19 protein-coding genes are annotated in these 21,875 nt (G+C 70.5%); 11 read left to right on the top strand and 8 right to left on the bottom strand.

All coding sequences use genetic code 11. The features are described 5' to 3' along the window. The first annotated feature begins 4 nt into the window (after positions 1-4). The 5 genes from gudD to WT16_RS07710 all read left to right on the top strand — a co-directional run bounded on the left by gudD (position 5) and on the right by WT16_RS07710 (position 6,185). The gene (gene gudD / locus WT16_RS07730) at positions 5-1,366 is read left to right on the top strand and encodes a glucarate dehydratase (RefSeq protein ID WP_197486458.1); all 1,362 of its coding nucleotides are present in this window, start codon (positions 5-7) and stop codon (positions 1,364-1,366) included. A 28-nt stretch (positions 1,367-1,394) separates the two neighbouring features. Then, positions 1,395-2,996, top strand: coding sequence for a galactarate dehydratase (garD, locus tag WT16_RS07725; protein WP_015600196.1), 1,602 nt, complete (start codon positions 1,395-1,397; stop codon positions 2,994-2,996). Between the two features lie 2 nt (positions 2,997-2,998). Beyond that, complete coding sequence (locus WT16_RS07720; RefSeq protein ID WP_063533009.1) at positions 2,999-3,868, top strand: NAD(P)-dependent oxidoreductase; 870 nt, start codon at positions 2,999-3,001, stop codon at positions 3,866-3,868. A 59-nt stretch (positions 3,869-3,927) separates the two neighbouring features. Next, positions 3,928-4,782, top strand: coding sequence for an SMP-30/gluconolactonase/LRE family protein (locus WT16_RS07715; RefSeq protein WP_063533076.1), 855 nt, complete (start codon positions 3,928-3,930; stop codon positions 4,780-4,782). A gap of 92 nt (positions 4,783-4,874) precedes the next feature. Next, a complete protein-coding gene (locus tag WT16_RS07710) occupies positions 4,875-6,185 on the top strand; it encodes an MFS transporter (RefSeq protein ID WP_006024159.1) in 1,311 nt (436 codons plus the stop codon). Positions 6,186-6,266: 81 nt separating this feature from the next. Here WT16_RS07710 and WT16_RS07705 read toward each other — a convergent pair whose 3' ends face one another. Both WT16_RS07705 and WT16_RS07700 read right to left on the bottom strand, forming a co-directional pair. Beyond that, positions 6,267-7,685: a coniferyl aldehyde dehydrogenase gene (locus WT16_RS07705; RefSeq protein WP_059930630.1), complete on the bottom strand. Its 1,419-nt coding sequence runs from the start codon at positions 7,683-7,685 to the stop codon at positions 6,267-6,269. Between the two features lie 34 nt (positions 7,686-7,719). Continuing rightward, the gene (locus WT16_RS07700; protein ID WP_063533075.1) at positions 7,720-9,399 is read right to left on the bottom strand and encodes an isovaleryl-CoA dehydrogenase; all 1,680 of its coding nucleotides are present in this window, start codon (positions 9,397-9,399) and stop codon (positions 7,720-7,722) included. Between the two features lie 234 nt (positions 9,400-9,633). Here WT16_RS07700 and WT16_RS07695 point away from each other — a divergent pair, with 234 nt between their 5' ends. Further along, the gene (locus tag WT16_RS07695; RefSeq protein ID WP_063533008.1) at positions 9,634-11,280 is read left to right on the top strand and encodes a GMC family oxidoreductase N-terminal domain-containing protein; all 1,647 of its coding nucleotides are present in this window, start codon (positions 9,634-9,636) and stop codon (positions 11,278-11,280) included. Positions 11,281-11,316: 36 nt separating this feature from the next. Here the strand turns inward: WT16_RS07695 and WT16_RS07690 are convergent, their stop codons facing one another. From WT16_RS07690 to fliF, 6 genes are read right to left on the bottom strand one after another with little or no spacing between them, the layout of a single operon-like run. Next, positions 11,317-12,768 carry a flagellar hook-length control protein FliK gene (locus WT16_RS07690; protein WP_063533007.1) on the bottom strand — a complete coding sequence of 484 codons (1,452 nt, stop codon included), beginning with the start codon at positions 12,766-12,768 and terminating at the stop codon, positions 11,317-11,319. Positions 12,769-12,802: 34 nt separating this feature from the next. After that, entirely contained in the window at positions 12,803-13,255 is a 453-nt protein-coding gene (fliJ, locus tag WT16_RS07685; RefSeq protein ID WP_006024164.1) for a flagellar export protein FliJ, read from the bottom strand. 5 nt (positions 13,256-13,260) lie between these two features. Continuing rightward, on the bottom strand, positions 13,261-14,832 hold the full coding sequence (gene fliI / locus WT16_RS07680) for a flagellar protein export ATPase FliI (RefSeq protein WP_063533006.1): 1,572 nt from the start codon (positions 14,830-14,832) through the stop codon (positions 13,261-13,263). After that, positions 14,826-15,506 (bottom strand): flagellar assembly protein FliH, encoded by a 681-nt coding sequence (gene fliH, locus WT16_RS07675; RefSeq protein ID WP_063533005.1) that lies wholly within the window; start codon positions 15,504-15,506, stop codon positions 14,826-14,828. The genes fliI and fliH overlap by 7 nt, the downstream gene beginning before the upstream one ends. Beyond that, a complete protein-coding gene (fliG, locus tag WT16_RS07670; RefSeq protein ID WP_009911003.1) occupies positions 15,499-16,494 on the bottom strand; it encodes a flagellar motor switch protein FliG in 996 nt (331 codons plus the stop codon). Before fliG ends, fliH begins: the two co-directional genes overlap by 8 nt. Beyond that, positions 16,484-18,280 carry a flagellar basal-body MS-ring/collar protein FliF gene (gene fliF, locus WT16_RS07665; protein ID WP_006024169.1) on the bottom strand — a complete coding sequence of 599 codons (1,797 nt, stop codon included), beginning with the start codon at positions 18,278-18,280 and terminating at the stop codon, positions 16,484-16,486. Before fliF ends, fliG begins: the two co-directional genes overlap by 11 nt. A gap of 248 nt (positions 18,281-18,528) precedes the next feature. Between fliF and fliE the strand changes: the two genes are divergently transcribed. The 5 genes from fliE to WT16_RS07640 all read left to right on the top strand — a co-directional run bounded on the left by fliE (position 18,529) and on the right by WT16_RS07640 (position 21,677). Then, a complete protein-coding gene (fliE, locus tag WT16_RS07660) occupies positions 18,529-18,873 on the top strand; it encodes a flagellar hook-basal body complex protein FliE (RefSeq protein ID WP_015600580.1) in 345 nt (114 codons plus the stop codon). A 132-nt stretch (positions 18,874-19,005) separates the two neighbouring features. Further along, on the top strand, positions 19,006-19,440 hold the full coding sequence (gene fliS, locus WT16_RS07655; protein WP_063533004.1) for a flagellar export chaperone FliS: 435 nt from the start codon (positions 19,006-19,008) through the stop codon (positions 19,438-19,440). Then, positions 19,437-19,763, top strand: a complete 327-nt coding sequence (locus tag WT16_RS07650) for a flagellar protein FliT (protein WP_006024172.1) — start codon at positions 19,437-19,439, stop codon at positions 19,761-19,763. The genes fliS and WT16_RS07650 overlap by 4 nt, the downstream gene beginning before the upstream one ends. Before the next feature lie 109 nt (positions 19,764-19,872). Continuing rightward, positions 19,873-21,354 carry a flagellar hook-length control protein FliK gene (locus tag WT16_RS07645; protein WP_063533003.1) on the top strand — a complete coding sequence of 494 codons (1,482 nt, stop codon included), beginning with the start codon at positions 19,873-19,875 and terminating at the stop codon, positions 21,352-21,354. Beyond that, on the top strand, positions 21,351-21,677 hold the full coding sequence (locus WT16_RS07640) for an EscU/YscU/HrcU family type III secretion system export apparatus switch protein (protein ID WP_006024174.1): 327 nt from the start codon (positions 21,351-21,353) through the stop codon (positions 21,675-21,677). The genes WT16_RS07645 and WT16_RS07640 overlap by 4 nt, the downstream gene beginning before the upstream one ends. Positions 21,678-21,875 lie beyond the last annotated feature (198 nt).

Raw genomic sequence — 21,875 nt, 5'->3', positions numbered from 1 at the left:
TTCGATGGAGACACTCGTGATTCGAACCGAATTGAGCCCCGCGGCGACGCCTGTCGTGTCCGACCTGCGCGTCGTGCCCGTCGCCGGGCGCGACAGCATGCTGTTGAACCTGAGCGGCGCGCACGGACCTTTCTTCACGCGCAATGTCGTGCTGATCCGCGACAGCGCGGGCAATACCGGCGTCGGCGAAGTGCCGGGCGGCGAAGGCATTCGGCGCACGCTCGAGGAGGCGCGCGCGCTCATCGTCGGCCAGCCGCTCGGCCGTTGGCAGGACGTGCTCAATACGGTGCGCGCGCGCTTTGCCGATTGCGACGCGGGCGGCCGCGGCTTGCAGACGTTCGACCTGCGCATCGCGATTCACGCGGTGACGGCACTCGAAGCGGCGCTGCTCGACTTGCTCGGCCAGCATCTCGGCGTGCCCGTCGCCGCGCTGCTCGGCGAAGGCCAGCAGCGCGGCCGCGTGCCGATGCTCGGCTATCTGTTCTACGTCGGCGATCGCAAGCGTACCGATCTCGACTACCGCAGCGAGACCGACGCCGGCGACGCGTGGTTTCGCCTGCGCAACGAAGCGGCGCTCACGCCCGATGCGATCGTGCGCCTTGCCGAGGCCGCACACGCGCGCTACGGGTTTCAGGACTTCAAGCTGAAGGGCGGCGTGCTGTCGGGCGACGATGAAATCGCCGCCGTGACTGCGCTCGCGAAGCGCTTTCCGAATGCACGGATCACGCTCGATCCGAACGGCGCGTGGCCGCTGCGGGAGGCGATTCGCCTCTGCCGCGACAAGGGCGGCGTGCTCGCATACGCGGAAGATCCGTGCGGCGCGGAGAACGGCTACTCGGGCCGCGAAATCATGGCCGAGTTCCGCCGCGCGACGGGCGTGCCGACGGCGACCAACATGATCGCGACCGACTGGCGCCAGCTCGGCCACGCGATCAGGCTCGGCTCGGTCGACATTCCGCTTGCCGATCCGCATTTCTGGACGATGCGCGGCTCGGTGCGCGTCGCGCAACTGTGCGACGAATGGGGGCTCACGTGGGGCTCGCATTCGAACAATCACTTCGACATTTCGCTCGCGATGTTCACGCATGTCGCGGCGGCCGCGCCCGGCAACATCACCGCGATCGACACGCACTGGATCTGGCAGGACGGCCAGCGCCTGACGCGCGAGCCGCTGCGCATCGAGGACGGCCACGTCGCGGTGCCGCAACGCGGCGGGCTCGGCGTCGAGATCGACGAGGACGCGCTGGCCGCCGCGCACGAGCTGTATCTGAAGCACGGCCTCGGCAGCCGCGACGACGCAGCCGCGATGCAGTACCTCGTGCCGAACTGGACGTTCGACAACAAGCGCCCTTGCCTCGTGCGCTGAACGAAGCAGACCCTTCATGGAGCATTCGATGCAGGAATCCACATTGACCGACGACACGCGCACGCGAGCGGAGCGCGCGCTGACGATTCGCGTGCACGACAGCGACAACGTCGCGATCGTCGTCAACGCGCGCGGGCTGCCGGCCGGCGCGACGCTTGCCGACGGCACCGTGCTCGTCGAAGGCGTGCCGCAGGGGCACAAGGTCGCGCTCGCCGATCTCGCCGAGGGTGACGCGGTGATCCGCTACGGCGAGGTGATCGGCTACGCGGCGAAGCCGCTGCCGCGCGGCGCCTGGGTCAACGAGCACGCGGTGAAGCTGCCGCTCGCGCCCGCGCTCGACGAGCTGCCGCTCGCGACGCGCGCCGACCCCAGGCTGCCGAAGCTCGACGGCTACACGTTCGACGGCTATCGGAACGCGGACGGCACGGTCGGCACGAAGAACGTGCTCGGCATCATGACGAGCGTGCAGTGCGTCGCAGGCGTGACCGACTACGTGGTCGCGCGCATCAAGCGCGAGCTGCTGCCGCGCTATCCGAACGTCGACGACGTCGTCGCGCTGAATCACTCGTACGGCTGCGGCGTCGCGATCAACGCGCCGGCGGCGATCGTGCCGATCCGCACGTTGCAGAACCTCGCGCTCAATCCGAACTTCGGCGGCGAGGTGATGGTGATCGGCCTCGGCTGCGAGAAGCTCGTGCCGGAGCGCCTCGTGCCGGCCTCGCTCGCGCCCGGCGGCCGCATTCCGATCGAGGTGGCGGGCACCGCCGATTCGCCCGTGCTTCGTCTGCAGGACGAAGCGTTCGACGGCTTCGGCGCGATGGTCGACGCGATCATGCGGATGGCGGACACACGCCTCGAACATTTGAATCGTCGCCGTCGTGAGCCGTGCCCGGCGTCCGATCTCGTCGTCGGCGTGCAATGCGGCGGCAGCGATGCGTTTTCGGGCGTCACCGCGAACCCTGCGGTCGGCTTCGCGGCCGACCTGATCGTGCGCGCGGGCGGCACCGTGATGTTTTCCGAAGTGACCGAAGTGCGCGACGCGATTCATCTGCTGACGCCGCGCGCGATCGACGAGGACGTTGGCCGCGCGCTGTTGCGCGAGATGGCGTGGTACGACGCTTACCTGTTGCGCGGCGAGACCGATCGCAGCGCGAATCCGTCGCCGGGCAACAAGACGGGCGGGTTGTCGAACGTCGTCGAGAAGGCGCTCGGCTCGATCGTGAAGTCGGGCACGAGCCCGATCGTCGACGTGCTCGGCCCCGGCGAGAAGATGCGCCGCAAGGGGCTCGTCTTCGCGGCGACGCCCGCGAGCGATTTCGTGTGCGGCACGCTGCAGCTCGCGTCGGGCATCAACCTGCAAGTGTTCACGACGGGGCGCGGCACGCCATACGGCCTCGCGATGGCGCCCGTCGTCAAGGTGGCGACGCGCAAGGCATTGAGCGAGCGCTGGCACGATCTGATCGATCTCGATGCGGGGCGCATCGCGACCGGCGAGGCGAGCATCGCCGACGTGGGCTGGGAGCTGTTCCATTTGATTCTCGACGTCGCGAGCGGCCGCCGCCAGGTGTGCGCCGACAAGCTCGGGCTGCACAACGCGCTCGTCCTGTTCAATCCCGCACCGGTGACCTGATTATGACCGACCTCCTGCATTCGAACCAAGATGCGAGCGCGGCGGGCGACGACCCGCTCGACGGCGTCGTTACCCACTGCGGCCGCATCCTGCTCACGGGCGCGGCCGGCAATCTCGGCCGCGTGCTGCGCGAGCGGCTGCGCCGCTACGCGGATGTCGTGCGCGTCTCCGACGTCGCACCGCTCGGCGACGCGCGCGCCGGCGAAGAGTGCGTGCGCTGCGACCTCGCCGACGCGGCGGCTGTCGACGCGCTCGTGCGCGACGTCGACGTGATCGTGCATTTCGGCGGCGTGTCGGTCGAGCATCCGTTCGACACCGTGCTGCCCGCGAACATCGCGGGCACGTATCACGTGTACGAAGCCGCGCGCCGGCACGGCGTGCGCCGCATCGTGTTCGCGAGCTCGAATCACGTGACGGGCTTCTACGAGCAGGGCGAGCGCATCGACACGGCCGCGCCGCCGCGGCCCGACGGCTACTACGGCTTGAGCAAGGCGTTCGGCGAGCAGCTCGCGCGGTTCTATCAGGATCGCTACGGAATCGAGAGCGTGTGCATCCGGATCGGCTCGTCGTTCTCCGAGCCGAAGGATCGGCGGATGCTCGTCACGTGGCTCGGCTACGACGACCTCGAGCAACTCGTGCGCCGCGCGATGTTCGTGCCGCGCGTCGGCTGCACGATCGTCTACGGGATGTCGGCGAACCGCGATGCGTGGTGGGACAACGCGCACGCCGCGCATCTCGGCTACCGGCCGACGCAATCGAGCGAGCCGTGGCGCGAATCGATCGAGCGCACGCAGCCGCCGCTTGCCGACGACGATCCGGTGCGCCGCTATCAGGGCGGTGCGTTCGTCGCCGCCGGACCGTTCGGAGGCTGACGCTCGTGCGCGCATCGGCATCGGCCTTTGCATCTGCGTCGATCGAACGGATCGGCGACATGCGCTGCGGCGTCGGCGAAAGCCCTGTGTGGCACGACGGCGAGGCGGCGCTCTACTGGACCGACATCACGGGCCGCGCGCTGTGGCGTTGGGAATCCGAAACGAATCGCGCGCACGCGTGGCCGCTGCCGGAGATGGCGGGCTCGATCGCGCTGATCGCGGGCGGCGGGATCGCGCTCGCGATGCAGACCGGCGTCTACCGCGTGCCGCGGCCGGCGCCGGACGTGCCGCTGCCCGAGCCCGCGTTGCTCGCGCGCGTCGCGCACGCGGCCGACGGCATGCGTTTCAACGACGGCCGCTGCGATCGGCAGGGACGCTTCTGGGCGGGCACGATGACGTGCGACACGTCGCTCGCGCGCGCGTCCGGCAGGCTTTATCGGCTCGATGCGAGCGAACGCGCGCTCGCTGCCGAATGCGACGCGCTGATCGTGCCGAACGGCCTCGCGTTCAGTCCGGACGGCCGCACGATGTACCTGTCGGACTCGCACCCGGCGCGGCGGATCGTCTGGGCGTTCGACTACGACGTCGACGCCGGGCATCCGCACGGGCGGCGCGTGTTTGTCGACATGAACGCGCACGCGGGCCGGCCCGACGGCGCGGCCATCGACGAGGACGGCTGCTACTGGATCTGCGGCGTCGACGCGGGATGCGTGCATCGCTTCACGCCGGACGGGCGGCTCGATCGCAGCATCGCGGTGCCCATCGCGAAGCCTTCGATGTGCGCGTTCGGCGGCGCGCGGCGCGACACGCTGTTCGTCACGTCGATTCGCACCGGAGACGATCCGCTGTCGGGCGCGACGTTCGCGCTCGATCCGCACGCGCGCGGCCTGCCGGAGCCCGCGCTGCGACTCTGATTCGGTGCGCGCGAGCCGCGGCGCGCGGCTCGCGCGAGCATGTGAAGACATACGACGACGTACAACGACATACGACAAAGGACGGAGACACCATGAGCGGAAAACGGATCGGCAACGTGCGCTGGTGGATGATCGGGCTCGTGACGCTGGGCCTCATCGTCAACTATCTCGCGCGCAACGCGCTCGCGACGGCGGCGCCCGAAGTCAACAAGCTGTTGGCCATCTCGACGCAGCAATACGGCTACATCGTCGCGTCGTTCCAGGCGGCATACATGGTGATGCAGCCGATCGCGGGCTACGCGCTCGATCTGCTCGGCACGAGGGTGGGCTTCGCCCTCTTCGCGCTGGCGTGGTCGCTCGTCTGCATGCTGCACGGCACGGCCGGCAACTGGATCGCGCTCGCCGCGTTTCGCGGCCTGCTCGGCATCACCGAGGCGGCCGGATTTCCGTCGGCGCTGAAGGCGACGTCCGAGTGGTTTCCCGCGCACGAGCGCTCGATCGCGACCGGATGGTTCAATATCGGCTCGTCGCTCGGCGCGCTGATCGCGCCGCCGCTCGTCGTCTGGTGCATGCTGCACGGCAGTTGGCGCATCGCGTTCGTCGTCGTCGGCGCGATCGGGCTCGTGTGGAGCGCGCTGTGGTTCGCGTTCTATCGATCGCCCGCGCAGCAGCCGCGCCTTCGCGCCGCCGAGCGCGACTACATCGTCGCCGGGCAGGAAGCGCCGCGCACGGATGCGGCGAAGCCGTCGTGGAGCGCGATCGTCAGGAGCCGGCGCTTCTGGGGGCTCGCGATTCCGCGCTTCTTGTCCGAGCCCGCGTGGCAGACGTTCAACTTCTGGATTCCTCTGTATATGGCGACCGTGCGCCACATGAACCTGAAGGAGATCGCGATGTTCGCGTGGCTGCCGTTCCTCGCGGCGGACCTTGGCTGCCTGTTCGGCGGCTATCTCGCGCCGTGGTACCGGAAGCGTTTCGGCACGACGCTGATCGCGTCGCGCAAGATGGTGATGGCCACGGGCGCGCTGTGCATGATCGGGCCGGCGTGCATCGGGCTCGCGACGAGCCCGTACACCGCGATCGCGCTCTTCTGCATCGGCGGCTTCGCGCATCAGACGCTGTCGGGCGCGCTCTACACGCTCGCGTCAGACGTGTTCGGCCGGCACGAAGTGGCGACGGCGACGGGGCTCGCGGGGATGTCCGGCTATCTCGGCGCGACGCTCTTCTCGCTCGCGGTCGGCGCGCTCGTCGCCGTCGTCGGCTACGATCCACTGTTCGTCGCGCTGGCCGCGTTCGATATCGTCGGCGCAATTGTCGTGTGGACGCTGCTGCCCGACGCGCAGCCCCGCGCACCGTCGAACGCCGCGCCCGAGCATGCGCGCGCGGCGTCGAGCGCGGGCGGTTGAGCGGAGCTCGCGCACGCGAATCCCGCAGGAAAGGGCCGCGCGCGAGCGGCCCTTCGTGCGTCATGCACCGGATAGCGCGCGTCAGAACTTCAGCATCAGCTTGAGGATGGCCGCGAAGCGCTTGCCGTACGGCGGCGCGATCATCGCGCGCGTGTTCAGGCGCGGCTGCGTGAGCACGGGCTTCATCTTCGAGAACGTGACGAAGCCGTCGTAGCCGTGGTACGCGCCCATCCCGCTCGCGCCGACGCCGCCGAACGGCAGCGTGCCGCATGCGATGTGCATCAGCGTGTCGTTGACCGTCACGCCGCCCGAGATCGTATTGCGCATCACGCGCTCGACGCTCGAACGGTCTTCGTCGAACAGATACAGCGCGAGCGGCCGCGGGCGCGCGTTCACGTAGGCGATCGCATCGTCGAGCGTGTCGTAAGGGACGATCGGCAGCAGCGGGCCGAAGATCTCTTCCTGCATCAACTGCGACGCTTCCGGCGCCTGCGTGACGAGCACGGGCGGCAGGCGGCGCAGCGCGGGATCGGGCGCGGCGTCGGTGAGCGGGTGGAGCTGCGCGCCGCCCGCCTGCGCTTCGCTCGCGAGCCGCTGCAGCCGCGCGAAGTGGCGCTCGGAGATGATCGACGTGTAGTCCGGGTTCGTCGGCAGATTCGGATAGAGTTTCGCCATCCGCTCGCGCGCCCGCGCGACGAATTCGGCTTCCCGGCCGCGCGGCACGAGCACATAGTCGGGCGCGATGCAGGTCTGGCCCGCGTTCAGCGTCTTGCCGGTGACGATCGCGTCGACCGCCGCGTCGAAGCGCGCGCGCGGCCCGACGATCACGGGCGACTTGCCGCCCAGCTCGAGCGTGACGGGCGTGAGGTTCTCGGCGGCCGCGCGCATCACGTGACGGCCGACGTTCGTCGAACCGGTGAAGAGCAGGTGATCGAACGGCAGCCTGCTGAACGCGGCGCCGATTTCGGCATCGCCGTTGACGACCGCGACGTGATCGCGCGCGAAGGTCTTCGCGATCAGTTCCTCGAACAGTTGCGACGTGCGCGGCGTCAGTTCGGACATCTTGACGATCGCGCGATTGCCGGCGGCGAGCGCGCAGATGAGCGGGCCCGCGGCGAGCAGCACCGGGTAGTTCCACGGCACGACGATGCCGACGACGCCGAGCGGCTGCGGCATCACCTTCGCGCGCGCGGGGCGCAGCCACTTGTTCATCGTCCGGCTCTTCGGCTTGATCCAGCGCTTGCCGTGCTTGAGCGCTTCGTCGATTTCCTCTTTCGCGAGCCAGATCTCGGACATCAGCACTTCTTCCTTCGCGCGATGGCCGAAGTCCGCATGGATCGCGGCCGCGAGCGCGTCGCGATGGTCGAGCAGCATCTTGCGCAGCGCGCGCAGATGGTCGGCGCGCGTCGCCCACGACGGATACGGCGCGCGCAGATACGCGGCGCGCTGGTCGCGCAACAGCGCGTCGAGCGTGGCCAAGCCGGGCAGATCGTTCTTCATGGCGTCTCCTGTGCGATACGGGTGTGGCCGGCATTCAGGCCGGGAACGCCCGCTCGATGAGCGCGGCGTGATCGATGGTGGCCGGCAGCGTGCCGAAGACGCGTCCGGTTTCGCTGCTGGCGTTGCCGAAGCGCGTGGCGACGAATGCCTGCGCGACGGCGGCGGGCCCGTCGCGCAGCAGCAGCGAGGCCTGCGCGACGAGTGCGATGCGTTGTGCGATCCGGCGCGCGCACGCTTCGCGCGGCTCGGGTTCGAGCGACAGCAGGCGCGTCAATTCCGCGAGCGCGTCGGCAAGCGGCGCGCTGTACCGCGCCGCGTCGCGCCATTCGTCGAAGAGCGCGGCGGCCGCGTCGGGCTCGCGCTCGATCGCGCGCAGCACGTCGAGGCACATCACGTTGCCCGAACCTTCCCAGATCGAATTGACCGGGGCCTCGCGATAGAAGCGCGCCATCGGCCCGGTCTCGACGTAGCCGTTGCCGCCCCATACTTCCATCGCTTCGCCCGTGAATTCGAGCGTGCGCTTGCAGACCCAGAACTTCGCGGCCGGCGTGACGATGCGCCGCCAGCCGCGCGCCTGCGGCGAGCGCGCGGCCGCGTCTTCTTCGAACGCGTGCGCGAGCCGCATGAAGAGCGCGGTCGCCGCTTCCGATTCGAGCGCCAGATCGGCGAGCACGTTGCGCATCAGCGGCTGCTCGGCGAGCAGGCGGCCGAATGCGCTGCGATGCCGCGCGTGATGGATCGCCTGCACGAGCGCCGCGCGCATCAGCGCGGCGCTGCCGATCACGCAATCGAGCCGCGTGTGGTTCGCCATCTCGATGATCGTTGGCACGCCACGCCCTTCGTCGCCGATCATCACGCCGTACGCGTTCAGGAATTCGACTTCGCCGCTCGCGTTCGAGCGGTTGCCGAGCTTGTCCTTCAGGCGCTGCACGTGCACCGCGTTCTTGCCGCCGTCGGGCGAAAAGCGCGGCACGTAGAAGCACGAGATGCCCGCGCGCCCGGACGTGCGCGCGAGCACGAGATGCGCGTCGCATTGCGGCGCGGAGAAGAACCATTTGTGACCGACGAGCCGATACGCCTGCCCGCGCCCTGCCGCGCCGAGCGGGTACGCGTGCGTCTCGTTGCTGCGCACGTCGGAGCCGCCCTGCTTTTCGGTCATGCCCATGCCGACCATCATCGAGCGCTTTTGCGGCAGCGGCACGTCGCGCGCGTCGTGCTCGCGCGCATACAGCTTCTCGCGTAGCGTCGCAAAAAGGGCCGGTTCGTGTTGCAGCACCGGAATGCTCGCGAACGTCATCGTGAGCGGGCAGAGCGAGCCGGATTCGAGTTGCGCATGCAGGAAATAGCCGGCGCAGCGCGCGGCCATCGCGCCCGGTTGCGGCTCCGAGAACGGCAGCGCGTGCAGCCCTTCGCCGCGCAGCAGCGCGAGCAACTGGTGCCAGCTCGGATGGAATTCGAGCGCGTCGATCCGCTCGCCGCGCGGGCTGTGCGTCGCGAGCTCGGGCGCATGCCGATTCGCGAGCTCGGCGAGCGCGAGCGCATCGGGCGTCGTCAGCGCGGCGCCGTCGCGTGATAGCGCCGTTTGATGCCAGCTCGCGTCGTATCGTCGAACGGCATCGACGAGCGCGGCATCCGTTTCAAACGCGTTGTAATCGGAAAGCGGCGGCGCCTGGTTCGTCACCCGGTGCGTCGCCGTCATCAGGTTTTGCTGCATGCCTTTGTCTCCCATTTCGCGGGGCCCGGCTTCTGTTGACCGCGTCCTCCGCGCGAGGCGAATCCGGTCATCTTAAATTTAGTTCACGCCGACGTTTAGAGGAATCGCTCTTGAGTCGGGATGTCCCGGCTCGTTTTGCGTTCCTAAAATGCGCGAACATGACAGGCCTCATCCGGCGGTCTCGATTGCGATTCCAGTCGCCGGTGCGTGGATGACAAAACAGGGAGACGTGACATGCAGTACGACTACATTATTGTCGGGGCAGGGTCGGGCGGCGCGAGCCTCGCGGGTCGCCTGGCCGACGCGTGCCCGGACGCGACGATCGCGCTGATCGAAGCAGGCGGTCACACCGAACGCAATCTGCTCGTCAACATGCCGGTGGGAATCGCGGCGCTCGTGCCGTTCAGGCTCGGCACGAACTACGGCTACGAAACGGTGCCGCAGCCGGGCCTGGGCGGACGCCGCGGCTATCAGCCTCGCGGCCGCGGGCTCGGCGGCTCGAGCGCGATCAACGCGATGATCTACACGCGCGGCCATCCGCACGATTACGACGAATGGGAGCGGCTCGGCTGCACCGGCTGGGGATGGCGCGACGTGCTGCCGTACTTCCGCCGCGCCGAAGGCAACGAGCGCGGCGCGAACGAATGGCACGGCGCGGACGGCCCGCTCACGGTGTCCGACCTGCGCTTCCATAATCCGTTCTCCGAACGATTCATCGCGGCCGCGCACGAAGCGGGCTATCCGCTCAACGACGACTTCAACGGCGAGAATCAGGAAGGCGTCGGCTTCTATCAGGTCACGCATCGCGACGGCGCGCGCTGCAGCGTCGCGCGCGCCTATGTGTACGGCCGCACGCGGCCGAACCTGCACGTGATCGTCGATGCGACGGTGCTGCGCGTCGTGTTCGACGGCAAGCGCGCCACGGGCGTCGAGCTCGCGCGCGGCGGGCGCGTCGAGACGCTCGGCGCGCGCGCGGAAGTCATTCTGTCCGCAGGCGCGTTCAATACGCCGCAACTGCTGATGTGCTCGGGCGTGGGGCCCGCCGCTCAGTTGCGCCGTCACGGCGTCGCGCTCGTGCACGATGCGCCCGACGTCGGCGAGAACCTGATCGATCACATCGATTTCATCATCAACAAGCGCGTGAATTCGTCCGAGCTCGTCGGCATTTGCGTGCGCGGCGCCGCGAAGATGACGCCCGCGCTGTTCAGCTACCTGTCGAAGCGCGAAGGGATGATGACGAGCAACGTCGCCGAGGCGGGCGGTTTCATCAAGAGCGACCCCGGCCTCGATCGCCCCGATCTGCAACTGCACTTCTGCACGGCGCTCGTCGACGACCACAACCGCAACATGCACTGGGGCTTCGGCTATTCGCTGCACGTGTGCGCGCTGCGGCCGAAGAGCCGCGGCAACGTCGCGCTCGCGAGCGGCGATGCGCGCGTCGCGCCGCTCATCGATCCGCGCTTCTTCAGCGACGAACGCGATCTCGAACTGCTCATCCGCGGCGCGAAGGCGATGCGCCGGATTCTGTCGGCCGCGCCGCTCGCGTCGCAGGGCGGCCGCGAGCTGTATACCGACCCGGGCGACACCGACGCGCAGTTGCGCGCCGCGATCGTCGCGCACGCGGACACGATCTACCATCCGGTCGGCACGTGCCGGATGGGCACCGACGCGCGCGCCGTCGTCGATCCGCAATTGCGCGTGAAAGGGGTGGACGGGTTGCGGATCGTCGATGCATCGGTGATGCCGACGCTGATCGGCGGCAACACGAATGCGCCGACCGTGATGATCGGCGAGCGCGCGGCGGATTTCATCGTGGCCGCGCGCAACGGGCAGGCCGCGTCCGTTCCTCACGAGCGGGTCGCGGCGACGCACGGCGGCTGATGCGCGCCGCCGCGCGAGATGCCGCGGGCGCGACCGTCAGGCGAACGTGTCGACCATCCCGACGGTGCGCTGCGTCGCGCCGCTGGAAGATGCTGCCGCCGCGTCGCCGGGCGCGGCGTCGGCTGTCGATGCGCCGGACGCGCGCCGCGCCGCGGAGCCGTCCGGCGATTGTCGTTGCGGGGTTTGCTGCTGCTGTGCGGACGCAAAGCCGCCGTCGCTGACGCTCGCGCTGCCGAGCCCGAGTCCACCCGCTTCCATCGCTTCGCGCAGCTTCGGCAGCGCGGCTTCGACCGCTTCGCGCACTTGCGCGTGCTGCGATACGAAGAGCGCATGCGCGTGATTGTCGGCAACGCGCAGCACGACTTGCAGCGGTCCGAGGTCGGGCGGATTCAGCGTGAGCTCCGCGCTCTGCTGATGCGCGTTCGACAGGAACACGACCTTCTGGCTCAACGCGTCGGTCCAGTCCGGCGTGCCGACGGGCGGCGCGAGCGACGGCGCAGCCGATGCCGCCGCGGCGTTCGCGTTCGCGTTCGCGGCGAGCGCGGCGGGCGCCGTCTGTTGCAGCGCGGCCGGCGCGCTCGACGCCGCGAGCGTCGAGCGGGCGGAATCGGCGGCGTCCCGCAGCGCGTCGGGCCGGGCGGCGTTCGCCGCCGCGTTCGCGATTGTGTTTGCGTTCGCCGGGTTTGCGCCCGAAGCGTCGGCAAGCGCCGCTTGCGCGGCGGGAGCCTTCGCGCCCGCGAGCACCTTGTCGAATGCGGCGCCGTTCGCGGCAAGCGAGGCGGGCGCGCCGCCGCCCCGGCCCGCCGGCTGCGCGGCCGGCGCGCTCGTCCGGCCGGCGCCTGTCAGCTTGCTCAACGCCGCGTTCAGCGCATCGCCGACCGGCGGCTGCGCGCCGGCGGGCGCGGACGAATCGGCGTCGCCGTTGGCGGCGGCGTTCGTCGCGGGCGTCGTCGGCGGATGCGCGGCGTCGCTCGCGCCCGCTTGCGCGGCGGCGGCGGTCTGCGCGGCCTGCGCGGCCTGCGCATCCGGCCGCGCCTGCAATTGCGCTTGCAGCGATGCAGCCGCGGCGAGCGTCGCGGCATCCGCTGATGCAGACTGCGTCGCGTTCTTGTCGTCGTCCTGATCGTCCGGCTTTCCGGACGCCTTCGCGTTGTTCGCGCTCGCCGCCGTCTGCCCGCTCGCGCTCGGCGTGGAAGCGTTCGCGGCATTGCCCGTCGCGGTATCTGTCGAGGCATTCGTTGCGGGTTTCGTCGCGGCATTCGTCGCGGCATTCGTCGCATTGCCGGTGTTTGGCGCGCCGGCGCTCGCGTTCGCCTGGCGCTGCGTCTGCACGCTTTGCCTGAGCGTCTGCGCGAACGGCGCGGCGGACGATGCGTCGCCGGACGGCGCGCCCGATGCGCCGGACGCGTTCGCCGCGGCGCCGGCCGACGACTTGACCATCGCGCTCGCTGCGCCGAGCAGCGTACCGATCAGGGGAAGAGGAGGCATGGCGGATCTCGTGTTCGGGTTCGATGGAGGGCGCTTACTTCGCCGCGTCCGCGCGCATGCGCAGCGCCTTGGCCGCATGCTCGTCGGCGTCGCGCTGCTCGCGCTTCGCGGCGCGTTGCGCTTCCTGGCGCGCGCCGCGCGCCTGCAGGATCTCGTACGAGCCGAGCGTGCGCTTTTTCGCCTGCCACTCGGGGCGCGCCGTGTCGATGCGCGTCTGCGCGGCGGCGAGCACGCGCCGCTGCTGCTCGATCGCCGCGTCGAGCGTGTCGAGGAACGCCTGGAAGTTGCGCCAGTTGCCGGCGGGCATCCCCGATTGCGCGGACTCGGCGAAGCGCACGCGATACTCGTCGCGATAGCGCACGAGCGCGTCGAGCTGCGCCTGCGCGTCGGTGCGCTCGCGCTGCGCGCGCCCGAGCTGCTTCGTCGCGGTGTCGAGTTCGTCCTGCGCGCGGTCGAGCAGGAGCTGGAGCGGAAACGTTTGGGCCATGACGATCAGCCTCCTTCGGATTCGAACAGCGCATCGAGCGCGGCGAGGCTCGGCGCGTATGGCGCGCATTCGCGAAAGCCCTGCTGCAGGAACGATTCGATGCGCGGGTATAGCGCGATCGCGCGGTCGAGCTGCGCGTCGCGCCCCGGCGCGTATGCGCCCACCGCGATCAGATCGCGATTGCGCTGGTAGCGCGACAGCATCTGCTTGAACTGGCGCACGCGCTCGAGGTGCGCGTCGTCGATCAGCGCGGTCATCGCGCGGCTGATCGACGCTTCGATGTCGATGGCCGGGTAGTGGCCGGCTTCCGCGAGCGAGCGCGACAGCACGATGTGGCCGTCGAGAATCGCGCGCGCGGAATCGGCGATCGGGTCCTGCTGGTCGTCGCCTTCGGTGAGCACCGTGTAGAACGCGGTGATCGAGCCGCCGCCTTCGGGGCCGTTGCCGGTGCGCTCGACGAGCGCCGGCAGCTTCGCGAACACCGACGGCGGATAGCCTTTCGTCGCGGGCGGCTCGCCGATCGCGAGCGCGATCTCGCGCTGCGCCATCGCGTAGCGCGTGAGCGAATCCATCAGCAGCAGCACGTGTTTGCCCTGATCGCGGAAGTATTCGGCGAGCGTCGTCGCGTATGCGGCGCCCTGCATCCGCAACAGCGGCGACACGTCGGCGGGCGCCGCGACGACGACGGAGCGCGCGAGCCCGTCCTCGCCGAGGATCTGCTCGATGAATTCCTTCACTTCGCGGCCCCGCTCGCCGATCAGGCCGATCACGATCACCTCGGCGCTCGTGTAGCACGCCATCGTGCCGAGCAGCACCGACTTGCCGACGCCCGAGCCCGCGAAGAGGCCCATCCGCTGGCCGCGGCCGACGGTCAGCAGCCCGTTGATCGCGCGCACGCCGACGTCGAGCACGTGATGGATCGGCTCGCGATCGAGCGGGTTGATCGAAGGCGCGGTGAGCGGCGCGTCGACCTTCGACGCGAGCGGCCCGAGATTGTCGAGCGGGCGGCCCGACGCGTCGACGACGCGCCCGAGCATCTCCCAGCCGACGGGCAGGCGCTTCGCGCCCGCGAGCGGATCGGCCACGGGCGCGCTTTCGAGCGGCCAGACACGCGCGCCGGGCAGCACGCCCGCGACCGCGGTGGTCGGCATCAGGAACAGGCGCTCGCCCGCGAAGCCGACGACCTCGGCTTGCGCATACGGCAGCGCGCTGCCTGCGGGCAGCTCGATCGTGCACTCGGCGCCGACCGACAGCCGCAGCCCGATCGCTTCGAGCACGAGGCCCGCCGCGCGAGTGAGGCGTCCGCACGGGCGCAGCGGCAGCGCGCGCGCGTTGCGCTCGCGGATGCCGTCGAGATGCGTGCGCCAGTGCGCGAGATGCGGATTCGCGAGCGCCGCGCGCGGGCTCGGCGTGCCCGTCGCGAGCGGGCGCGGGGGCGCGTGGTGATGGGCGCCGAAGCCGCCGTCGCGCGCGGCCGCGTCTTCGTGCTCGGGGCCGCGCGACGCGAGCGCGAGCTCGCGCTCGAGCGCGTCGAGTTCGTCGCGGCGGAGCACGTCGCCGCAGGCGTCGTTCACCATGCGCTCACCTTGCCGAGCGCGGCCGCGACCCGCTCCCAGCGGGTCGTGAGCGTCGCGTCGATTTCGCCCGTCGACGCGTGCGCGCGGCAGCCGCCGCGCTCGACGCCCGCGTCGGTGCGCACGCTCCAGCCGAGCGTGTCGAGCTCGTCCTTCAGATACGCCTCGACGACGGGCAGATCCGCGGGATTCACGATCAGATGCGGCGCGCCGGCGAGCGCGGGCTCCGAGGCGAGCACCTCGCGCGCGGCCGCGATCAGCGCGGCCGGATCGTGCTGCACGTGCTGGCGCACGACCTGCTGCGCGATCTCGAGCGCGAGCGTCGCGATGTCGTCGGCGAGATCGCGCTCGACGCCCGCGAGCGCGTCGCGAAACGACGCGGCGAGCGCGGCGAGCTGCGCGCCGTGCGCGCGCGCTTCGACCTGGCCTTCGTCGAAGCCCTTCGCGCGCCCTTGTTCGTAGCCGGCCTGATAGCCGAGCGCCTGGCCTTCGACATGGCCGGCGGCGAGTCCTTCCGCGTGCGCGGCGTCGCGCACGCGCTGCAGTTCGGCGGCGAGCGCCGCCGCCGCCGCGCCGCCGTCGTCGGGCGGAGGCGGCGGCGGGGGATCGAACGAAGCCATCTCCCACCGCTGGTACGCGGTGACGGGCTTGCCCGGCACGCTCGCGCGATCAGACATACGCGTCTTCCGCCTTGCCGCCGATCACGATCTGGCCGCTCTCGGCGAGGTTGCGCACCACCTGCAGGATCTTGCGCTGCTGCGTCTCGACTTCGGACACGCGCACCGGGCCGCGCGCGTCGAGATCCTCGGCGAGCAGCTCGGCCGCGCGCTGCGACATGTTCGACAGGAACTTCTGCCGCAGCGCGGGCGGCGCTCCCTTCAGCGCGACGATCAGCGCCTCCGATTCGACTTCCTTCAGCAGCAACTGGATCGCGCGGTCCTCGAGGTCGAGCAGGTTCTCGAACACGAACATCTGGTCGATGATCTTCTGCGCGAGATCGGGATCGTATTGCTTGACGTTTTCGAGCACCGCCTCTTCGTGCACGCTCGTCATGAAGTTCAGGATCTCGGCCGCGGTGCGGATGCCGCCCATCGGCGCGCGCTTCAGGTTGTCGCTGCCGGACAGGAGGCCCGTCAGCACGTCGTCGAGCTCGCGCAGCGCGGTCGGCTGAATGCCGTCGAGCGTCGCGATCCGCAGCAGCACGTCGTTGCGCAGCCGCTCGGTGAAGCACGACGCGATCTCGGACGCCTGGTCGCGGTCGAGGTGCACGAGAATCGTCGCGATGATCTGCGGATGCTCGTTCTTGATGAGCTCGGCCACGGCCGCCGAATCCATCCACTTGAGCCCTTCGATCCCGCTCGTGTCGCTGCCTTGCAGGATCCGGTCGATCAGCACGCCCGCCTTGTCCTCGCCGAGCGCCTTCGTCAGCACCGAGCGGATGTACTCGCTCGAATCGAGCGACAGCGCGGTATGCTTTTCGGCTTCCTGAACGAAATCGTTGAGCACGTCCTCGACCTGCTCGCGCGTGACGTTCTTCAGCGCGGCCATCGCGGCGCCGATCTTCTGCACTTCGCGCGGCGCGAGGAATTTGAATACCTGCGCGGCCTCTTCCTCGCCGATCGACATCAGCAGGAGCGCGCTCTTGGTCAAGCCTTCAGCGTTCATCGGACACCCAGTTCTTCACGACGGTTGCGACGATCTTCGGGTCCTGGCGCGCGATCGTGCGCGCGTAGTCCAGGTTGCGTTCGTAGCGGTTCTTCTCGCTTTCGAAGGCGAGCAGAGCCGGATGCTCTTCGTCCTCCTCGACAAGCTGCTTCTTGTCGGGGCTCGGCAGGCCGTCGAGCGCGAGCGCGTCGTCCGGGCCGTCGAGCGCCGGCACGGCCGCCGCCACGGGCTGGGCGGGCGGCGGAAACGCGCGGCGCAGCGCCGGGCGCACGAACATGAAGTACAGCGCGGCCGCCGCCGCGGCGACGCCCAGCCACTTCGCGATGTCCTTGCCGAGCTCGATCATGTCGGGCTGGCGCCACCACGGCAGGTTCGCGAACGGGTCGGCCGCGGCCGAGAACGCGCTGTTGACGACGTTGACCGAATCGCCGCGCTTCTCGTCGTAGCCCATCGCGTCCTTCACGAGCTGCTGGACCTGCGCGAGCTTGTCCGCGGCGAGCGGCTGCATCGTCACGCGGCCCTTCGCGTCGGCGGCCGGCTGATAGTTGACGACGACCGCGACCGACAGCCGCTTGATCGTGCCCATCGATTGCTCGACGTGGCGCACGGTCTTGTCGAGCTCGTAGTTCGTCGTCGAATCCTTGCGGTCGCTGACGGGCGTCGCGGCCGGGCCGGCCGGCTGGCCGTTGCTCGCGACGATCGGCGCGGACGCGGGCTGCGGCGGCGTGTTCGACAGCGCGCCCGGCACGCCCGACGCGCCGCTTTGCGCGAGCTCGGTCGCGGTGCTCGTCTGCTGGCTGCGGATCGCGCTCTGCTGCGGCGTGCCGTTCGGCCCGTAGCTCTCCGAGGTCTGCTCGATCTTCGAGAAGTCGACGTCGGCGCTCACCTGCGCGCGCGCGTTGCCGGCGCCGAAGATCGGCGCGAGGATCGCGTCGATGCGCTTTTGCGTGTTGCGCTCGATCTGCTGCACGTACTTGAGCTGGCTCGCGTCGAGGCCCGTGGCCGACGCGGTCTGCGTGAGCAGGTTGCCGTCCTGGTCGACGATCGTCACGTTCTTCGCGGGCATGTCGGGCACGCTCGACGACACCATCCGCGTGACGGCGAGCACCTGCCCTTCGTCGAGCACGCGGCCCGGGTACAGATCGACGAGCACCGACGCCGACGGCGCCTCGCGGTCGCGCACGAACACCGACGGCTTCGGGATCGCGAGATGCACGCGCGCGGCGCGCACCGCGTTGATCGATTCGACCGTGCGCTGCAGCTCGCCTTCGAGCGCGCGCTGGTAGTTGACCTGCTCGGCGAACTGGCTGATGCCGAATTTCTGGTTGTCCATCAGCTCGAAGCCGACCGAGCCGCCCTTGGGCAGCCCCATCGCGGCGAGCTTCAGGCGCGTCTCGTGCACCTGGTTCGCGGGCACGAGGATCGCGCCGCCCGCGTCGGCGAACTTATAGGGAACGTTTGCCTGCTGGAGCGCGGTGATGATCGCGCCGCCGTCGCGGTCGGACAGGTTGCTGTACAGCACGCGATAGTCGGGCGCGCGGCTCCACAGCACGATCGCGACGATCGCGGCGATGGCGAGCGCCGCGCCGATCAGGAGCGGCAGCCGCGGATTGGTCCTCATCCGCGCGAGGCCCGGGATGCGTTCGGCGAAGCCGCCCAGGCCGAAATCCGCGCCGCCCGCCGCTGCGCCGGGCAGCGCGCCCGCCGCGGCCGCGGCTTGCGGCGGCGCGCCCGCGAGGCTCGAACGGGCGTCGGGGTTGATCAGCGAGTTGGCCTGCGAGTCCATGCGTCGAGTATCTCCACTGCGGGCTGAATGCCGGCTCGGCGGAGCAGGCGGACATTGACACGGTGCGATTATCCGCAGCGCGGCCAAGCGCGATCGGACGAATAGAGCCGGGTTTCGGCCGTACTTCTGCGGCTTTCGCCGTGGCGCGGCTGCTATGCTTTTTCGCAATCCGGCCCTCGCAACGCTCGCGGGAAGCCGGAGTTCCCCCCGCCGGGCCCGCGCGGCCCGGCTTCTTTTGCGGAGATCACATGGTTGCCCCCGTCAACGGCATCGCTTCGGCGCTGCAACAGATGCAGGCGATGGCCGCGCAGGCCGCGGGCGGCGCGGCAGGCCCGGCCACGGCGCTCGCCGGCTCCGGCGCGGCGACGGCCGGCTCGTTCGCGAGCGCGATGAAGGCCTCGCTCGACAAGATCAGCGGCGATCAGCAAAAGGCGCTCGGCGAGGCGCACGCGTTCGAGATCGGCGCGCAGAACGTGTCGCTCAACGACGTGATGGTCGACATGCAGAAGGCCAACATCGGCTTTCAGTTCGGGCTCCAGGTGCGCAACAAGTTAGTGAGCGCCTACAACGAGATCATGCAGATGTCCGTCTGACGGCGCCCGCCGGCGCTGCGTCATTTCGCTAAAGCTTTCGGGCTTCCTTACCGATAACGTCGATACAAGCCCGCGCCGTGCCGCGCACGGAGCGGGGGTATCGAATCGAATGCACCAAAGAGGAGCAACGCCATGTTTACCCCAGGCCACGCGGGAGCTAGTGCCTATGCGCGCGTCGGCGTCGAAACCGGGGTGATGGGCGCGTCTCCCCACCGGCTCATTGCGATGCTGTATCAGGGCGCGCGCCAGGCGATCGCGCATGCGCGGCTGCATTTGCAGCAGGGCAACGTCGCCGCGCGCGGCGAGGCGATCGGCAAGGCGATCCGCATCGTCGAGAGCGGCCTGCAGCAGTCGCTGAATCTGGAAGCCGGCGGCGACATCGCATCGCGCCTCGACGCGCTCTACGCGTATGTCTGCCGGCGTCTGCTGCAGGCGAACGCCGATGCGAGCGAGCCGATGCTGATCGAAGTCGATGGCCTGCTCGCGACGCTCGAGGACGCGTGGACGGGCATCGGCCCGGAAGTGGCCAGGATGAGCGCGCAAGCGGCAACGGAACAGTCGCGATGAATCGGAACGACGAATACTTTGCCCGTTACGAAGCGATCGCCGACGTGTCCGGGCGGATGCTCGTCGCGGCTCGCGATGCGGCATGGCACGCGATGGGCGGGCTTCAGGACGAATATCTGCGGCTCGTCGACGGGCTGAAGGAGGCCGAGCGGGGCGTCCTGCTCGACGAAGCCGAGCGCACCCGCAAGTTCGAGCTGATCCGCCGCATCCTCGCCGACGACGCCGCGATCCGCAATCTCGCGAGCCCCGAGGTCGCGCGGCTGTCCGCGTTCTTCCACGCGGGCCGCTCGACGCTCAAGGATCTGTACCGGGCGCGCGGCTAAAGGGCAGGGCGCGCCGCCGCCTTCTGGCGCGCCGGCTCGCGCGGACGAACGGCGCGCGTTCGTTGCCGCGGATGGCCCGGATTTCATTCGGCGCGCGTCAGGATTCACGATGACCGGTATCGACACCGCTGCCGCCGCCATCCTGGCGAGCCGCATCGACAGCCTTCTCGACGCGATCCAGCCCTCGGCGGGCGGCGCTGCGGCGGCGCAGGTCGGCACGTCCGGCACGCCGCCCGCGGCCGCGACACCGCAGCCGGGTGCGGGCGGGCCGCCGCCTGCGTCCGCGCAGGCCGCGCTGTCCGAGGTCGGACTCACGCTCGACGCGATTTCCCGCTACGGCGGCGGCGCGACGCCCGCCGTCGTCGGCGCCGCGCCGCTGCTGCCCGCGGCGCCCGCTGCTTCCGCCGCTTTTGCCGCTTCCGCCGTGCGGGCGGCGCTGCTCGATCCGCTGCTCGTCACGCCCGATGCCCGCGCCGGCAATCCTGCGCCTTCCGCGGCGGAGGCGGGCGCGCCAGGCGCGCAGGCCGCCGCGCAAGCGGCTTTGGCGGCGTCGCCCGCCGCCGCGCTGAGCCTCGCGCTCGCGCAGGCTGTTGCTCAGAGCGGCCTCTTCTACGAGTCCCACCTCGCCCAATGGCTCGCCGGCCAGCGCACGACGGCCGAGCTCGCGCGCGAGCCGCAGGCGCGGCTTGCAAGCGGCGCTCCGCCGGGCGCGCCGGCCGGCCAAGCGGGCGATGCACTCGACGATGCGCTCGCCGATCTGCTCGCCGCGCGTCTGCCGCTGCCGGAGGGCGGCCGCGATGCGCCCGCGCAGGCGGGCGCGCGCGCGCCGGCACCGCCGGGGGGCGGCGCGGACGAAGGCGCGGCGGCGTCCGGCCGCGCGCGGGAGAACGCGGCGGCGCTCGCGCGTTCCGTCGATGCGTATGCGGCGCTCGCAGACGCCAATGGCAAGCCCGTCGGCGCGCCGGCCGCGCAGGCGGCGCTCGCGCGGCCCGGCATGCCGGCGGCGAGCGTCGACGCGTCGGCGCCGGTCGCGGCCTCGCTGCATGCGGCGACGCTGCCGATCGTGCGCCAGCAGCTCGATCTGCTCGCGACCGATCAGTTTCGCTGGATCGGCGAGGCGTGGCCGGGCGCGCGGCTCGACTGGACGATCGAGCCGGACGAGCAGCAAGGCCGCGAGCGGCCCGCGTCCGACGCGGATTTCCCGGATGCGCGCGGCTGGCGCACGCGCCTCACGCTCGCGCTGCCGTTGCTCGGCACGGTCGACGCGGAGCTCGTGCTGAACGGCGAGCAGCTTGCCGCACGGCTGCGCGCGAGCGAGGCGGGCGCGGCGCGGCTCGCGCTGCACGGCGAGGCGCTGCGCGCGCGTTTGCAGGCGCTCGGGCTGCAGGTGAGCGGCCTGTCGATCCGCGCGATCGACGGCGCGCCGGACGGCTTCGACACGGCGGCCGCGCGGGCGGCCGCCTCCGCGTATGCGCGCGCGGCGGCGGGCGGCGAAGCCGGGGCGGCGGGGATGGCCGGCGCGTCGGGCGCCGGGCGTCGTGAGCCGCCGTCGCAGGTCGGGGCCGGCGACGACTGGGAGCTCGCGCGATGAGCGGGCCGCAGCGCAAGCGCGCCGCGGTGCTCGCGTACGACGCGAAGGGCGGCGACACCGCGCCGCGCGTCGTGGCGAAGGGCTACGGGCTCGTCGCCGAGCGGATCATCGAGCGCGCGCGCGATGCCGGACTGTACGTGCACACCGCGCCGGAGATGGTGTCGCTGCTGATGCAGGTCGACCTCGACGCGCGGATTCCGCCGCAACTGTATCGGGCGGTCGCGGAACTGCTGGCGTGGCTGTACGCGCTCGAAAGCGGCGCGGGCGACAGCGGCGATGGCGGCGGCGCGCTGCCGGTTTTTCCGCCGCTGCCGAAGCGGTGAGTGCCTTGGCGCCGGACGTCGAGCGTGGGCGCGAGGTGTCCCGCGTGTGGCGGGCGTTTCGGGCTCGGCGCGCGTGACGCCGGCCGGTCGCTTCGCGGGACTTGGGGGCGGTGAGGCGAGGAATCGGGGGATCGATGGATCGCCGCATCGCCGGATCGACAAGTCGAACGATCGACGAATGGCCCGACGGCTCCGCCT

The sequence above is a fragment of the Burkholderia sp. MSMB1589WGS genome, assembly GCF_001636105.1.
Classification (GTDB): Bacteria; Pseudomonadota; Gammaproteobacteria; order Burkholderiales; family Burkholderiaceae; genus Burkholderia; species Burkholderia humptydooensis.
This window is presented reverse-complemented; position numbering and strand designations above follow the sequence as displayed.

Excerpts from the sequence above, each read along its gene's own strand:
- gudD (WP_197486458.1), top strand. The coding sequence starts at position 5 with ATGGAGACACTCGTGATTCGAACCGAATTGAGCCCCGCGGCGACGCCT.
- garD (WP_015600196.1), top strand. The coding sequence starts at position 1,395 with ATGCAGGAATCCACATTGACCGACGACACGCGCACGCGAGCGGAGCGC.
- WT16_RS07720 (WP_063533009.1), top strand. The coding sequence starts at position 2,999 with ATGACCGACCTCCTGCATTCGAACCAAGATGCGAGCGCGGCGGGCGAC.
- WT16_RS07715 (WP_063533076.1), top strand. The coding sequence starts at position 3,928 with ATGCGCTGCGGCGTCGGCGAAAGCCCTGTGTGGCACGACGGCGAGGCG.
- WT16_RS07710 (WP_006024159.1), top strand. The coding sequence starts at position 4,875 with ATGAGCGGAAAACGGATCGGCAACGTGCGCTGGTGGATGATCGGGCTC.
- WT16_RS07705 (WP_059930630.1), bottom strand. The coding sequence starts at position 7,685 with ATGAAGAACGATCTGCCCGGCTTGGCCACGCTCGACGCGCTGTTGCGC.
- WT16_RS07700 (WP_063533075.1), bottom strand. The coding sequence starts at position 9,399 with ATGCAGCAAAACCTGATGACGGCGACGCACCGGGTGACGAACCAGGCG.
- WT16_RS07695 (WP_063533008.1), top strand. The coding sequence starts at position 9,634 with ATGCAGTACGACTACATTATTGTCGGGGCAGGGTCGGGCGGCGCGAGC.
- WT16_RS07690 (WP_063533007.1), bottom strand. The coding sequence starts at position 12,768 with ATGCCTCCTCTTCCCCTGATCGGTACGCTGCTCGGCGCAGCGAGCGCG.
- fliJ (WP_006024164.1), bottom strand. The coding sequence starts at position 13,255 with ATGGCCCAAACGTTTCCGCTCCAGCTCCTGCTCGACCGCGCGCAGGAC.
- fliI (WP_063533006.1), bottom strand. The coding sequence starts at position 14,832 with ATGGTGAACGACGCCTGCGGCGACGTGCTCCGCCGCGACGAACTCGAC.
- fliH (WP_063533005.1), bottom strand. The coding sequence starts at position 15,506 with ATGTCTGATCGCGCGAGCGTGCCGGGCAAGCCCGTCACCGCGTACCAG.
- fliG (WP_009911003.1), bottom strand. The coding sequence starts at position 16,494 with ATGAACGCTGAAGGCTTGACCAAGAGCGCGCTCCTGCTGATGTCGATC.
- fliF (WP_006024169.1), bottom strand. The coding sequence starts at position 18,280 with ATGGACTCGCAGGCCAACTCGCTGATCAACCCCGACGCCCGTTCGAGC.
- fliE (WP_015600580.1), top strand. The coding sequence starts at position 18,529 with ATGGTTGCCCCCGTCAACGGCATCGCTTCGGCGCTGCAACAGATGCAG.
- fliS (WP_063533004.1), top strand. The coding sequence starts at position 19,006 with ATGTTTACCCCAGGCCACGCGGGAGCTAGTGCCTATGCGCGCGTCGGC.
- WT16_RS07650 (WP_006024172.1), top strand. The coding sequence starts at position 19,437 with ATGAATCGGAACGACGAATACTTTGCCCGTTACGAAGCGATCGCCGAC.
- WT16_RS07645 (WP_063533003.1), top strand. The coding sequence starts at position 19,873 with ATGACCGGTATCGACACCGCTGCCGCCGCCATCCTGGCGAGCCGCATC.
- WT16_RS07640 (WP_006024174.1), top strand. The coding sequence starts at position 21,351 with ATGAGCGGGCCGCAGCGCAAGCGCGCCGCGGTGCTCGCGTACGACGCG.